Origin of the sequence: Streptomyces sp. NPDC056160 (assembly GCF_042268205.1) — a bacterium.
GTDB lineage: Bacteria > Actinomycetota > Actinomycetes > Streptomycetales > Streptomycetaceae > Streptomyces.
The window spans coordinates 60,774-74,538 of sequence record NZ_JBHJUW010000032.1; the positions used below are offsets into that span (position 1 = coordinate 60,774).

14 protein-coding genes are annotated in these 13,765 nt (G+C 72.2%); 8 read left to right on the top strand and 6 right to left on the bottom strand.

Going from position 1 to position 13,765, the window contains the following annotated elements; all coding sequences use genetic code 11:
• The first annotated feature begins 309 nt into the window (after window positions 1–309).
• Entirely contained in the window at window positions 310–1,275 is a 966-nt protein-coding gene (locus tag ACFC02_RS14835; RefSeq protein ID WP_376356511.1) for an alpha/beta fold hydrolase, read from the top strand.
• Between the two features lie 13 nt (window positions 1,276–1,288).
• Here ACFC02_RS14835 and ACFC02_RS14840 read toward each other — a convergent pair whose 3' ends face one another.
• Entirely contained in the window at window positions 1,289–2,197 is a 909-nt protein-coding gene (locus ACFC02_RS14840; RefSeq protein WP_360969585.1) for an NYN domain-containing protein, read from the bottom strand.
• 204 nt (window positions 2,198–2,401) lie between these two features.
• On the opposite strand from ACFC02_RS14840, the gene ACFC02_RS14845 reads away from it, so the two are divergent.
• Window positions 2,402–2,578 (top strand): hypothetical protein, encoded by a 177-nt coding sequence (locus ACFC02_RS14845; protein ID WP_360969635.1) that lies wholly within the window; start codon window positions 2,402–2,404, stop codon window positions 2,576–2,578.
• A 100-nt stretch (window positions 2,579–2,678) separates the two neighbouring features.
• On the opposite strand, the gene ACFC02_RS14850 is transcribed toward ACFC02_RS14845, so the two are convergent.
• The 3 genes from ACFC02_RS14850 to ACFC02_RS14860 all read right to left on the bottom strand — a co-directional run bounded on the left by ACFC02_RS14850 (window position 2,679) and on the right by ACFC02_RS14860 (window position 5,036).
• Window positions 2,679–3,284: a MarC family protein gene (locus tag ACFC02_RS14850; RefSeq protein WP_360969587.1), complete on the bottom strand. Its 606-nt coding sequence runs from the start codon at window positions 3,282–3,284 to the stop codon at window positions 2,679–2,681.
• A 126-nt stretch (window positions 3,285–3,410) separates the two neighbouring features.
• On the bottom strand, window positions 3,411–4,289 hold the full coding sequence (locus ACFC02_RS14855) for a PHP domain-containing protein (RefSeq protein ID WP_376356514.1): 879 nt from the start codon (window positions 4,287–4,289) through the stop codon (window positions 3,411–3,413).
• 105 nt (window positions 4,290–4,394) lie between these two features.
• Window positions 4,395–5,036 carry a DUF6758 family protein gene (locus ACFC02_RS14860; RefSeq protein ID WP_376356516.1) on the bottom strand — a complete coding sequence of 214 codons (642 nt, stop codon included), beginning with the start codon at window positions 5,034–5,036 and terminating at the stop codon, window positions 4,395–4,397.
• 271 nt (window positions 5,037–5,307) lie between these two features.
• Between ACFC02_RS14860 and ACFC02_RS14865 the strand changes: the two genes are divergently transcribed.
• Window positions 5,308–6,537, top strand: coding sequence for an MFS transporter (locus tag ACFC02_RS14865; protein WP_360969592.1), 1,230 nt, complete (start codon window positions 5,308–5,310; stop codon window positions 6,535–6,537).
• A 31-nt stretch (window positions 6,538–6,568) separates the two neighbouring features.
• On the opposite strand, the gene ACFC02_RS14870 is transcribed toward ACFC02_RS14865, so the two are convergent.
• The gene (locus tag ACFC02_RS14870) at window positions 6,569–7,153 is read right to left on the bottom strand and encodes a suppressor of fused domain protein (protein WP_376356518.1); all 585 of its coding nucleotides are present in this window, start codon (window positions 7,151–7,153) and stop codon (window positions 6,569–6,571) included.
• Between the two features lie 472 nt (window positions 7,154–7,625).
• Between ACFC02_RS14870 and ACFC02_RS14875 the strand changes: the two genes are divergently transcribed.
• Both ACFC02_RS14875 and ACFC02_RS14880 read left to right on the top strand, forming a co-directional pair.
• Window positions 7,626–8,741 (top strand): magnesium and cobalt transport protein CorA, encoded by a 1,116-nt coding sequence (locus ACFC02_RS14875; protein WP_376356520.1) that lies wholly within the window; start codon window positions 7,626–7,628, stop codon window positions 8,739–8,741.
• Between the two features lie 41 nt (window positions 8,742–8,782).
• Complete coding sequence (locus ACFC02_RS14880; protein WP_376356522.1) at window positions 8,783–9,295, top strand: hypothetical protein; 513 nt, start codon at window positions 8,783–8,785, stop codon at window positions 9,293–9,295.
• Window positions 9,296–9,359: 64 nt separating this feature from the next.
• Here ACFC02_RS14880 and ACFC02_RS14885 read toward each other — a convergent pair whose 3' ends face one another.
• Entirely contained in the window at window positions 9,360–10,148 is a 789-nt protein-coding gene (locus tag ACFC02_RS14885) for a hypothetical protein (protein WP_376356524.1), read from the bottom strand.
• 377 nt (window positions 10,149–10,525) lie between these two features.
• Between ACFC02_RS14885 and ACFC02_RS14890 the strand changes: the two genes are divergently transcribed.
• The 3 genes from ACFC02_RS14890 to ACFC02_RS14900 are packed head-to-tail and all read left to right on the top strand — an operon-like array spanning window position 10,526 to window position 13,662.
• On the top strand, window positions 10,526–11,899 hold the full coding sequence (locus ACFC02_RS14890) for a magnesium transporter MgtE N-terminal domain-containing protein (protein WP_376356526.1): 1,374 nt from the start codon (window positions 10,526–10,528) through the stop codon (window positions 11,897–11,899).
• Entirely contained in the window at window positions 11,889–12,485 is a 597-nt protein-coding gene (locus tag ACFC02_RS14895) for a DUF1003 domain-containing protein (protein WP_376356528.1), read from the top strand. Before ACFC02_RS14890 ends, ACFC02_RS14895 begins: the two co-directional genes overlap by 11 nt.
• Before the next feature lie 43 nt (window positions 12,486–12,528).
• Window positions 12,529–13,662 carry an Mrp/NBP35 family ATP-binding protein gene (locus tag ACFC02_RS14900; protein ID WP_360969605.1) on the top strand — a complete coding sequence of 378 codons (1,134 nt, stop codon included), beginning with the start codon at window positions 12,529–12,531 and terminating at the stop codon, window positions 13,660–13,662.
• Window positions 13,663–13,765: the final 103 nt, after the last annotated feature.

Below are 13,765 nucleotides of genomic sequence, written 5' to 3' on the forward strand. Positions count from 1 at the left end.
GGGGAGGCGGAGGCCAAGCCGCGCCGCCGTACCCGTAAGGCCGCCGAGTCCGCCGACGCCGCCGGGGCGGAGATCCCGGCGCAGGCGACCGGCGAGCCGGAAGCCGCGCCGCGCCGCCGGACTCGCAAGACGGCGGCCGCCGTCGAGTCAGCACAGGCGTGAGCCACCGCGTCCCCCGGTAGATCGCCGAACGGCCCGGTCCACTCCGTGTGGGCCGGGCCGTTCGGCGTCCGGGCACTCCCCGGCCCGCCGGCTCCCCCGCCCGGGGCGGACCGGGCCGCCGTCCACCGGGCCCGATAACCTCACGGCATGAGCAGGCCCCCGACCTTCGTCCCGCCGCCCGGCGCCCGGAGCCACCGGCTGCGTACCGCGCGCGGTGAGTTCGCCGTCGTCGACGCGCCCGCGGCGACCGGTGCCGAGCCCAGGGGCACGGCGCTGCTGCTGCCCGGCTTCACCGGGAGCAAGGAGGACTTCAACCCGCTGCACGCACCGCTCTCCGCGCGCGGCTACCGGACCGTGGCCGTGGACGGCCGCGGGCAGTTCGAGTCGGACGGGCCCGAGGACGACGAGTCGGCGTACGCCCAGGAGCAGCTCGCCCGGGACGTCCTCGCGCAGGCCGCCGCGCTCGGCACGCCCGTCCACCTGGTCGGGCACTCCCTCGGGGGGCAGATCGCCCGTGCGGCCGTCCTGCTCGACCACTCCCTCTTCGTCTCGCTCACCCTCATGTCGTCCGGTCCGGCGCAGGTCTCCCCCGCGCAGCGGCAGCGCGTGAAGCTGCTGCGGGACGCGCTTACGGTGATGTCGATGGCCGAGGTCTGGGACGTCATCCAGTCGATGGAGTCAGCCGCGACGCCCGACGACCCCGCCGCGGGGGACAGTGGTCTCGCGGCGGGCCTCGACTCCGCCGTGGACGACCGGGCGGACCTGCGTCGTCGCTGGCTGGGCAACAAGCCCGCGCAACTGCTGGCCACCGGGCGTCAGCTGTGCGGCGAACCGGACCGGGTCGCGGACCTCGCCGCCGTTCCGCTGCCGTTCCACGTCCTCTCGGGCGCCCGGGACGACGCCTGGCCGGTGCCGCTCCTGGACGACATGGCCGTACGGCTCGGGGCGCGGCGCACGATCGTCGAGGGCGCCGAGCACTCCCCCAACTGCGACCAGCCGCTCGCCACCGCCCACGCGCTCGCCGACTTCTGGGACAGCACGGACCGGGCGGGCGGCACCGGCCGCACCGGCCTCCTGGACCGCACGGACCGCACGGACCGCACGGACCAGTAGCGCGGCCGGCCCGTCAGTACTGCGCCTGGAGGTGGTCCCAGAAGCCGTCCCGCAGGGCGCGCCGCAGGTCGGCCTGGCCGCGCAGCGAGTACTGGAGGAGGCCCTCCGCCTCGACCAGGAGGTCCTGGTCCACCGAACCGGGCAGGTAGGGGTGGCCGGGGAGGAGTTCGGCGAGGCTGTCCCGGCCGCGTGCCGCGAGCCACTTCGCGGCGATCTGCGCGCCGACGAAGCGGACGTCCTCCCGGCTCGGCCGGGTGGTGCCCGCGGGGTCGTAGGTGGCCGCCGTGCGCCGGGAGACGTAGGGCTTGAAGAAGTCGAGGTCGAGGGTGCGCTGGCTGTCGACCTCCCACAGCAGCGGCTCGGCCTGGTTGCGGCCCTCCGGGGCCTCGATGCCCCACAGGTGGACGCGGGCGCCGTAGCCCTGGGCGGCCTCCACGGCGGAGACCAGGTCCTCGTCGCCGCCGAGCAGGGCGGCGTCGCTGATCGCGCGGTGCCTGGCCAGGGACTCCAGGTCGGAGCGGATGAGGGAGTCGACGCCCTTCTGCTGGTTGTTCGCGTTGAGGTTGCCGAGGCGGACCTTCACGTCGGGCAGTTCGGCGATGGACTGCTGCTCGGCGGTGTGGATGCGGCGCCGGGCGCCGTCGTACCAGTACACGCGCAGCAGCCGGCTGTCGGCGAAGACGGTGCGGGCCCGGTCGATGAGCGCGTCGATGAGGCCCTCGGCGTCCAGGTCGAAGGCCCGGCGGTCCTCGGTGCCGGCCACGAGGCGGCCCGCGGCGGCGTAGAGGTACCCGGCATCGACGAAGATCGCGTGGGTGGAGGGTGTCTTGGCCACCTCGGCGAGCATGCGTTCCAGCAGCTCGTTCGTGCGGTCGATGCGGGCGGCGAGCGCCGCGCGGTCCTCGTTCATGGCCTCGTTCATCGGGTCCATTGTCCCGTTGGTCACGCTGCGAATACAACCGGTCCCGGTCGGTCGTTCGAAGTCTTCGACCCGTCAGTAATTAGCCGTTCGAAAAATTTCTTTAGCGTAGGGAATGTTCTCGGCGGAGAACCTGTTGTCCCATGAGGAACACGGGGCACCGATGCCACGTGCACCATCCATCTCACAGTAATTCTCCGCAGGAGGATGACCAGACGAAGGGAGAAGCCCTTGCGCTTCGAGATCATGCGACTCGACGAGGTCGACGGCACCACCGTGGACAGCACCGTCGTGGACGCCGCCTCCGTCAATCGGATCGTTCAGCAGGCCGCAGCGATCGGCCAGCGGCTCTGGATCCGCCCGGCCGACACCCCGGCCTCGTAACAGCAGGGCCTGGTTTTCGCACTTCGGAGCCCCCGCACGGCACGCGCGAGCGATGCCGTACGGGGGCTCCGTCCGTGCCGCGGCCCGGGCGGGCGCCGGGTCAGGCGCCCCGGACCACCTGGGTGATGCCGTTGATGATCTGCTGCACGGCGATCGCGGAGAGCATCATGCCCGCCAGCCGCGTCACCAGGACCACGCCGCCGTCCTTGATGACCCGGATGATCAGCAGCGAGTAGCGCATGACCAGCCACAGCACGACGTGGATGGCGACGATCGCCGACCACACGGAGATCTGGGTGCCCACGCTGTCGGCCTTCTGCACGGCGAGGATGACGGACACGATCGCACCCGGGCCCGCCAGCAGTGGCATGCCGAGCGGGACCAGGGCGACGTTGACGTCCTTGGTCGCCTTGGGCTCGTCGGTCTTGCCGGTGAGCAGGTCCAGCGCGATCAGCAGCAGGAGCAGCCCGCCCGCGATCATCAGCGCGGGAACGGAGACGTGCAGGTAGTCGAGGATCTGGTGGCCGAGCACACCGAACACGGCGATCACGCCGCCCGCCACGCAGACGGCCTGGAAGGCCATCCGCTTCTGGATCTTGGCAGGTCGTCCCGCGGTCAGCGCGAGGAAGATCGGCGTGATCCCGGGGGGATCCATGATGACGAAAAGGGTGAGGAAGAGGGAGCCGAAGACGGCAGCGTCGAACATCGTCTGAACAGGCCTTGCGTACGTGCGGAAGAAGAGACCGGAGAAACCGGAGAAACCGGAGAGATCGGAGAAACCGGAGAGATCCGAGAGGGAGAAGCAGGGGGGCGTGCGAGGGGCGCGTGAGCGTCAGGCCACGCCCGCGACCGCGCCGGTTCCGCCGGCGCCCGGCACCGGGAACGCTCCGGTCGCCCGCCGGGTGATCTCCCCGTACACGTCGGGGTGCGTGGTGAACTCGCCCAGCGAGACCGCCTTGCGGCCGCCGTGGTAGTCGCTGGAGCCGGTGACCAGCAGTCCCAGCTCCTTCGCCAGGCCGCGCAAGCGGGCCCGGGTCTGCGGGTCGTGGTCCATGTGGTCGACCTCGATGCCGTCGAGGCCGGCCGCGGCCAGCTCGGCGATGGCGGACTCCGGAACCGTTCGGCCGCGCTTGGCCGCGGCCGGGTGCGCGAAGACGCAGACCCCGCCGGCCCCCTTGACCAGCCGGATCGCCTCGAACGGGTCCGTCTCGTGCTTGGCGACCCAGGCCCGGCCGCCGTCGGCCAGCCACTGGTCGGTGAAGGCGTCGCTCACGGTCGGTACGACGCCCAGCTCCACGAGGGCGGAGGCGACGTGCGGCCGTCCGACCGAACCCTCGCCCGCGATGCGCGCGACCTGGTCCCAGGTGACCGGGACGCCCAGCTCGTTCAGCTTGGCGACCATGCCCTGCGCGCGCGGCACCCGGTCGTCGCGGACCAGTTCCCGCTCGGCGAGCAGGGCGGGCTCCGCGGGGTCGAAGAGGTAGGCCAGCATGTGCATGCTGATGCCGTCGATGCGGCAGGAGAGTTCGGCGCCGGTGACCAGGGTGAGCCCGTCGGGCAGGGCCGCGACCGCTTCCGCGTGCCCGCGCGTGGTGTCGTGGTCGGTCAGGGCGACGACGTCCAGTCCGGCCGCGGCGGCGTTCCGCACGAGTTCGGCCGGGGAGTCCGTACCGTCGGACGCGGTGGAGTGGGTGTGCAGGTCGATACGCACGACACGGACTCCAGGCTGCGACGGGACGGAAAGGGACACTCAAGGATAACGGGAGACAAGGGGTGCCCCTGTCACAGCCGCTCGGCCGCCCCGCCCCCTACACGGTCACGGCTGCAGCAACCGCGGCGACAGGGCCCCGTACGGCACCAGGTCGACCTCGGCGCCCGCGTCCCGCAGGTCGGCCAGGACCAGTTCGTCGTACATCAGCAGGCCCGACTGCTCGGGCCAGACCACCGCCCACAGCCACAGCCCGCGGGCTTCGCCGGCGAAGACGGCGCGGTCCGCCGGAACACCGGAGACGTGCCACAGCGGGGTGGGACGGCCACCGGCCAGCACCTTGGCGTCCGGCGGCTTCTCGACGTTCAGGCACGGGCCGGGGTCCGGGCCCTCGATGCCGGCGTAGCGGGCGCCGAGGCCGACGCCCAGCTCCTCGGCGACCAGGATCAGTTCGCCCATGCCGCCGAGCGGTCCGGGACCCGAGCAGGCCACGGCGGTCGCGCGGCCGCCGCTGCGGTCGTCACCCGCGCTGGCCACGCCCGTGAACAGCCAGCCGACGGGCAGTGGCCACGGCATCCACACGGGCACCTGGGCGCGGTGCACGACAACGCCGAGCCCCTCGACGCTGGGCGGGGTCACGGGCTGCACCGGATACACCGTCCCATGGACAGCGCACTGCCAGGTGTCGCTGAAGAGTCCGGGAGCCCTGACCCGGCCACCGCACTTCGGGCAACTGGGTTCGCCCCTCATAGAGCCCCACGCTCCTACCCGGACCGCGCCGCGTCAAGGACGATCACCCGTCCGGAGGGGCCCGCCCGGCCGGACGGCAGGCCCCGCGCGGCCGGAAGGGACCCGCCCGCCGGCAAGAAAGACCAGCCCGCGCGGCAAGAAGTAGATGCACCTTGCATTAATTAGCCGCGCTAACTTACTATGTGCATAAGCCAACCATCCTGCTGGCCCACCGCACCACCCACCCGCACACCCACCCGTCCCACACCCCTCCGTCCGGAATGGAGCACGCATGGCAGCGGACCCCTTCGACGCGGGCGCCGGCAGCATCCTGCGGCAGCCGAAGGCCGTCTGGGCGACGGCCGGCGCGTCCGTCGTCGCCTTCATGGGCATCGGTCTGGTCGACCCGATCCTGCCCTCCATCGCCAAGGGCCTGGACGCCACCGCCAGCCAGGTCTCTCTCCTGTTCACCTCCTACTTCCTGATCACCGCCGTGGCGATGCTGGTGACCGGCTTCGTCTCCAGCCGCATCGGCGGACGCAAGACGCTGCTGCTCGGCCTCGCCTTCGTGGTGGTCTTCGCCGGGCTCGCCGGCACCTCCGGCTCGGTCGGCCAGCTGGTCGGCTTCCGGGCCGGCTGGGGGCTGGGCAACGCGCTCTTCGTCTCCACGGCGCTCGCGGTCATCGTCGGCGCGGCGGCGGGCGGCAGCGCGGCGGCCATCCTGCTCTACGAGTCCGCGCTCGGCCTCGGCATGGCGTGCGGCCCGCTGGTGGGCGCCCTGCTCGGCAATGCCAGCTGGCGCTACCCCTTCTTCGGCACCGCCTGCCTGATGGCCGTCGGCTTCCTGTGCATCACGGCGTTCCTGAAGGAGCAGCCGAAGCCGGCCCGCAAGACCTCGCTGCTCGACCCGATCAAGGCGCTCGGCCACGGCGGTCTCGCCTCGGCGGCCGTCTCGGCGTTCTTCTACAACTACACGTTCTTCACCGTGCTGGCCTTCACGCCGTTCGTGCTGAACATGACGCCCTACAAGTCGGGTGCCGTCTTCTTCGCCTGGGGCCTGCTGCTCGCAGTGTTCTCCGTGCTGGTGGCCCCGCGCATGCAGGCGCGGTTCGGCTCGCTGAAGGTGCTCGGCGGTTCCCTGGTGCTGCTGGCCGCCGACGTCGTCGTTCTCGGCTACGGCGACCACACCACCGCGATCGTCTGCACCATCCTGTCCGGCGCGTTCATCGGCGTGAACAACACCGTCTACACCGAGCTGGCGCTCGGGGTGTCGGACGCGCCGCGTCCGGTGGCGAGCGCGGGCTACAACTTCGTGCGCTGGTTCGCCGCGGCCGCCGCGCCCTACCTGGCGCCCAAGATCGAGGAGTGGACCGACATCCACGTCCCGTTCGTGGTCGCCGGGGCCACCGCCGTGCTGGGCGCGCTGGTGGTGCTGGTGCGGCGCCGGGCCCTCGCCCACGAGGCGGAGGAGATGGAACCGCGCCACGCGACGGAGGACGGTGTCACCGTCTTCGCCAACTGACGTGCCCCACCCGCCTCTTGGGTGAGTTCGGTCACTCCAGCGGGACGGACCGGCGGGCAGGGTCCCGCAGGTCCGTCCCACCCGTCAGCCAGCGCTCCTGGAGTGCCTGTGCGCCGTGCACCCGCTTCCAGGCGGCCTCGTTCGGCGTCATCGGCAGCAGCGGCAGGAACCGCACGGGATCCAGCGGCGCGTCGAGTTCCAGGTCCCCCACCAGGCCGCCCGGCTCGGCCACCAGGACCGAGGTGAAGGGCGCCTGGGGCCACAGCTCCCCGCCCACGTCGAGCGAGGCGCCCGGTGCCACGACCACGCCCTCGACCTGCGGGGACGCGGCGAGCACGGCGAGCGGGCGCAGCACCTTGTCGGTGTCGGCGAGCCCGGCCCGCACACTCAGCACCAGCTCGGCGCGCGGCCCCTGGACCGGGTCGGCCAGCAGCGCCGTGGGGTCCGCCATCGGACGGGCCGACATGCCGAGGGTGGCGTACCGGACGATGTCCCCCGTCAGGAAGCGCAGTACCTCGATGCGGTCCGTGCCGAGGAAGGTGACCGCCGCGCGCGCGTCCGGCTCGCCCAGCGCGGCGCGCAACCGGGCTTCGACCAGTGGAAGAACATCTGCCATGCCGCGAGCATAGAACTCGTCAGTACCCGGCAAAGCGGCACCTTGACACGTTGGCCGACTGGTACTCTGACTCGGTGGTTCGGGGCAGCACGCAGAAGCGTCGCGATCAAGCCCCGACGCCGATGGGACTCCCTTACGAGGGACCGGCCGGAGGAGGTGGGGCTGTCATGGATCGAAGTCGACCGTGCAGTAGCACCCGCTCTTCCCGCCGCTGATGTAGCTGTTCCGGCTCCGGCTGACCCGCCACCTCTCGCCTTCGTGCCCCCGCGCGCGTCGTACGGAAGAGCACTTCGTTTCGTTTGCCTGATCGCCCGATCTGACCGATCGAATCAGTGACGAAGCCCGTCACCGCGTCGGTGCGGTGCTCCCCGCTTTGTGGACGTGCGAAACATCCGCACACCGGACGTCCTCATTCCGGGCAGTTCCGACCGCCGTCGGCGCTCTTCGTCGCTCGTCACGAAGGAGCCCCGCCATGTCGATGATCCGTGACCTGCGTGCCGTGGTCCGCCCGTCGCGCCCGGCGCAGCGCAAGGACAGCGGCACGTACGACACCACCCGCGACCCGGCCACCCCCTCGGCCGTCGTCGACTGCGCCGTCTACCGCGACGGCGCCCGCCTGGAGACCCCCGCACCGCTCACTCCGCAGGAGGCGATGCGCCAGGTGCGGCGCGACGGGGGCTTCGTGTGGATCGGGCTGCACGAGCCCACCGAGTCCGAATTCGCGGGCATCGCCTCGGAGTTCGGCCTGCACCCCCTCGCCGTCGAGGACGCGGTCCAGGCCCACCAGCGGCCCAAGCTGGAGCGCTACGACGACTCCCTGTTCACCGTCTTCAAGACCATCCACTACGTCGACCACGACCAGCTCACCGCCAACAGCGAGGTGGTCGAGACCGGTGAGGTGATGTGTTTCACCGGACGGGACTTCTTCATCACCGTCCGGCACGGCGGGCAGGGTTCGCTGCGGGCCCTGCGGCACCGGCTGCAGGACGAACCGGACCTGCTGGCCAAGGGCCCCTCGGCGGTGCTGCACTCCATCGCCGACCACGTCGTCGACGGCTACATCGCGGTCGCCTCCGCCCTCCAGGACGACGTGGACGAGGTCGAGACCGAGGTGTTCTCGCCGGGCCGCGGCCGCACCCCGCGCGGCACCGACGCCGGGCGGATCTACCAGCTCAAGCGCGAGGTCATGGAGTTCAAGCGCGCGGTGTCCCCGCTGCTGCGGCCCATGCAGCTGCTGAGCGAGCGGCCCATGCGGCTGATCGACCCGGACATCCAGAAGTACTTCCGGGACGTCGCCGACCACCTGGCCCGCGTCCAGGAGCAGGTCATCGGCTTCGACGAACTGCTCAACTCCATCCTCCAGGCCAACCTCGCCCAGGCCTCCGTCGCGCAGAACGAGGACATGCGGAAGATCACCGCCTGGGCCGCGATCATCGCCGTACCGACGATGGTGTGCGGGGTCTACGGCATGAACTTCAAGCACATGCCGGAGCTGCACTGGAAGTACGGCTACCCGGTGATCATGGGCATCACGGTCTCGATCTGCCTCGGCATCCACCGCACGCTCAAGCGCAACGGCTGGCTGTGAGCGGCGGCGCCGCTCCGGCCGCGCCTCGCTACCCTGCTCCCATGACTGCTGCGTTCCTCGACCGGGCCCTCGTCGAGGAGGCCACGAAGAAGTCCGGCCTCATCTGGGTCCACGGGCCCGGTGTCCCGGCCCGTCCGCTGTGGCACGTCTGGCACGAGGGTGCCGCGTGCCTGGTCGGCGACGGCCCCGGCGAGCAGCCACTGCCGCACCTGACCGACGGGGGCACCGCCGAGGTGACGGTGCGCAGCAAGGACAAGGGCGGCCGGCTGGTCACGTGGACGGCCCGGGCCGTGGAGCTGGCCCCGCACTCGCAGGCGTGGCGGGAGACGGTGGCCGAGCTGAAGGGCAAGCGCCTGAACGCGCCGGACGGCGAGGCCATGACCGGGCGCTGGGCCCGCGAGTGCCGGGTGCTGCGCCTGGAACCGACGGGGACGGTCGAGCCGCTGCCCGACGGTTCGCTGTCCGCGGCGCCACTGCCCACTCCGGCGACCACGCGGCAGCCGGCCCCGGCGGGGCTGCCCCGGCTGCTGCTGAAGAAGCGGCGGCGCAAGTGACGGAACGCGGCCGGGCCGAGCGCGGCACGCGCCCTCGGCCGGCGGAGGTGCCCGGGGGCCGCTCTCAGGACGCCGGCAGCTGCTTGCCGTAGTCGACCGTGTCGTCGGCGTCCGGCTCGGCCAGCGGGAAGTCCTTGCCCCACTCCGAGAAGCTCAGCGTGCCCGCGTCGCCGGCCCGGACCAGCCGCAGCGGGTAGGGGGTGCCCTCCAGGGAGACGTCCAGGGTGCCGCCGGTGCCCTTGCCGCCGGTGACGCGGACGGTGCGGACGCCGGACTGCTCGTGGTGGCCGTCCGTCGCGAGGGCGCCGTGCAGCGTCAGCAGGCTCTCCAGGAGCACGCCCTTGTCCGTGAACCCGCTGAACCGCTTGTAGGCGGGGTCGCCCTGCGGCACCTTCACGTACTTGCCGTCGAGCTTTCCGGCCGCCCCTTTGTCCGGGCCGTTCTTCCCGTTCGCCGTGGGGTCGCCGTCCTTGCCCTCGCCGTCGGCGCTGTCCCAGAACCGGGCGTCCGCCTTCAGGTACAGCTGCCTGCCGACCCGCAGCAGCCCGAACGTCACCCCCTGCGAGGTGACCGAGCCGGTGCCGCCGTCGGACTTCAGACGCATGTCGAGCCGGTAGGTACGGCCGTTGCTGACCACGTTCCCCGACAGGTGCACGGCACCGGCGGACTCGGCGGCCGTCCTGGACCTGGCCTGGATGCGGTCGGCCGGCAGCTTGCCGACGCCGTTGGTCCCCGCGTCCGGGTCGCCCCCGGAGCACCCCGTGAGCCCCGTGCCCGTGACGACGGCCAGCGCGCACAGCGCGCTCGTCAGCGCGGCCCGGCGGGTACGGCGGCACGGGGGGATCGCAGTCACGGGCGGCACTGCCTTTCTTGCTCGCGAGCGGTGGGCGCCGCAAGGCGGCGGGCGCTGCGGAGCGTACGCGGGGCGCACGCCACGCAGTCGGCGCGACGGGCGGGGCCCGTAGCGGCGTACGGCAGCGTACCGGGGGCGGCCGGGGCCCGGCGGAGCCAGTCCGTCCGCACGGCTCACCAGGGCGTATCCGGACGGGACGGGCTAGCCTGAAGCCCACTTGAGCGGGCAGGGGAAAGACCCGGCACGTGAGTCGCAGGGCATGACGTCGCAGGACAAGCAGATCGAGAAGTCGCAGTTCAAGAAGTGACAGATCGGGAAGTCGCGGAGCGGAAAGTCGCGGAGCGGAAAGTCGCGGAGCAGGAAAGGGAGGTGCGGTCATGGCAGCGGGCGCCCCGCGGATCTTCGTCTCGCACCTCGCGGGCGTCGCCGTCTTCGATCCGGCGGGCGACCAGGTGGGGCGGGTGCGCGACCTGGTCGTCATGGTGCGCGTCGGCCGCCGGCCGCCCCGCCTGCTCGGGCTGGTCGTCGAACTCTCCACCCGGCGCCGCATCTTCCTGCCCATGACCCGCGTCACCAGCATCGAGTCGGGTCAGGTCATCACCACCGGTGTGCTCAACGTGCGGCGGTTCGAGCAGCGGCCCACCGAGCGGCTCGTCTTCGGTGAGCTGCTGGACCGGCGGGTCACGCTCGTGGAGGGCGGCGAGCAGGTCACGGTGCTGGACGTGTCGGTGAATCAGCTGCCCGCGCGCCGGGACTGGGAGGTCGACCGGGTCTTCGTCCGCAAGGGCCGCAAGGGCGGCGCGTTCCGGCGCAGCAAGGGGGAGACGCTGACCGTCGAGTGGTCGGCGGTCAGCGGGTTCTCGCTGGAGGAGCACGGGCAGGGCGCGGAGAGCCTGCTCGCCACCTTCGAGCAGCTGCGCCCCGCCGACCTCGCGAACGTGCTGCACCACCTGTCGCCCAAGCGGCGCGCGGAGGTCGCCGCCGCCCTGGACGACGACCGCCTCGCCGACGTCCTCGAAGAACTGCCGGAGGACGACCAGATCGAGATCCTGGGCAAGCTGAAGGGGGAGCGCGCGGCCGATGTGCTGGAGGCCATGGACCCCGACGACGCGGCCGACCTGCTCGCCGAGCTGCCGGAGGCGGAGCAGGAGCGGCTGCTGGGCCTGATGCAGCCCGCCGACGCCGCCGACATGCGCCGCCTGATGTCGTACGAGGAGCACACCGCGGGCGGCCTGATGACGACCGAGCCGATCGTGCTGCGCCCGGACGCGACGGTCGCCGACGCGCTCGCCCGGGTCCGCAACCGCGACCTGTCCCCCGCGCTCGCCGCGCAGGTCTACGTCTGCCGGCCGCCCGACGACACCCCGACGGGCAAGTACCTGGGCACGGTCCACTTCCAGCGGCTGCTGCGCGACCCGCCCTACACGCTCGTCAGCTCGATCCTCGACGACGACCTGCAACCGCTCGCGCCGGACGCCGCGCTGCCGGTGGTCGCCGGGTTCTTCGCGACGTACGACATGGTCGCGGCGCCCGTCGTGGACGAGGCCGGTGCGCTGCTGGGCGCGGTCACCGTGGACGACGTCCTGGACCACATGCTGCCCGACGACTGGCGCGAGACGGAGTTCCACCTCGACGACGGGCCCGGCGGTTCGGCGGGCGGCACGACGGGAGACGGACGCACGACGGGGCGCGGCCAGGGAGACGGGCACGGGCGGGGAGACGGACAGGGGGTGGGCGCGCATGGCGGCTGAGCGCGAGAGCACGCGCGAGCGGCACCCGGCCGGGGCCACCGCCGCGGGCCGCCCCCGGGCCGCCCGGCTGGACCAGCCGCGCCCGCTGCGGCGCAGGCTGCTGCCCGAGTGGGACCCGGAGGCCTTCGGCCGGCTCTCCGAGCGGATCGCGCGTTTCCTGGGCACCGGACGGTTCATCGTCTGGATGACGGTGGTGATCATCCTCTGGATCATCTGGAACGTGGCCGCCCCCCGCCCTCTGCGCTTCGACGAGTACCCGTTCATCTTCCTGACCCTGGCGCTGTCCCTCCAGGCCTCCTACGCCGCCCCGCTGATCCTGCTGGCGCAGAACCGGCAGGACGACCGGGACCGGGTCAACCTCGAACAGGACCGCAAGCAGAACGAGCGCTCGATCGCCGACACCGAGTACCTGACCCGGGAGATCGCCGCACTGCGCATCGGCCTGGGCGAGGTGGCGACCCGCGACTGGATCCGCTCGGAACTGCAGGACGTGATGAAGGAGCTCCAGGAGCGGCACGGCGACCGTCACGAACCAGCCGTATTCCCGGCAGAACGTCCGCCCCGGCGTGACATGGACGACCGCTGACGGGGGTCCCGGGGCCGCCGCCGCGCGCCGTACCATCGTCCTTATGGCTACGGAAGACGCGGTGCGCGCAGCGCTGGCGACGGTTGACGACCCCGAGATCCACCGACCCATCACCGAGCTGGGCATGGTCAAATCGGTGGAGATCGGCGCGGACGGATCGGTCGCGGTCACCGTGTACCTGACGGTCTCCGGCTGCCCGATGCGCGAGACGATCACCCAGCGGGTGACCGACGCGGTCTCCCGTGTCGAGGGCGTCACCCGCGTCGACGTGTCGCTGGACGTGATGAGCGACGAGCAGCGCAAGGAGCTGGCGAGCGCCCTGCGCGGCGGCCAGGCCGAGCGCGAGGTCCCCTTCGCCAAGCCGGGCAGCCTGACCCGGGTCTACGCGGTCGCCTCCGGCAAGGGCGGGGTCGGCAAGTCCTCGGTGACGGTGAACCTGGCGGCGGCGATGGCGGCCGACGGCCTGAAGGTGGGCGTGGTCGACGCCGACATCTACGGTCACAGCGTGCCCCGCATGCTGGGCGCGGACGGCCGTCCCACCCAGGTCGAGAACATGATCATGCCGCCGTCGGCGAACGGCGTGAAGGTCATCTCCATCGGCATGTTCACCCCGGGCAACGCGCCGGTCGTCTGGCGCGGCCCGATGCTGCACCGCGCGCTCCAGCAGTTCCTGGCGGACGTGTACTGGGGCGACCTGGACGTCCTGCTGCTGGACCTGCCGCCCGGCACCGGCGACATCGCGATCTCCGTCGCCCAGCTGGTGCCCAACGCGGAGATCCTGGTCGTGACGACGCCCCAGCAGGCCGCCGCCGAGGTGGCCGAGCGGGCGGGCTCCATCGCCGTGCAGACCCACCAGAAGATCGTCGGCGTCGTCGAGAACATGTCCGGTCTGCCCTGCCCGCACTGCGGCGAGATGGTCGACGTGTTCGGCACGGGCGGCGGCCAGACGGTCGCCGACGGCCTGACCCGCACCACGGGCGCCTCGGTCCCGGTCCTCGGTTCCATCCCCATCGACGTCCGGCTGCGCGAGGGCGGCGACGACGGCAAGCCCGTCGTCCTGTCCGACCCGGACTCCCCGGCCGGCTCGGCGCTGCGCGCGATCGCAGGCAAGCTCGGCGGGCGCCAGCGCGGCCTTTCGGGGCTCTCGCTGGGCCTCACGCCGAAGAACAAGTTCTAGGCCCCCACGGGCCCACGGGCCGCGGGGCCCGGTCAGCGAGAGCCCCTGCGGCCCTCCTGCGGGGCTGTGGGAGCCCGTACGACGAGGAAGGGCGCCGTCCGCG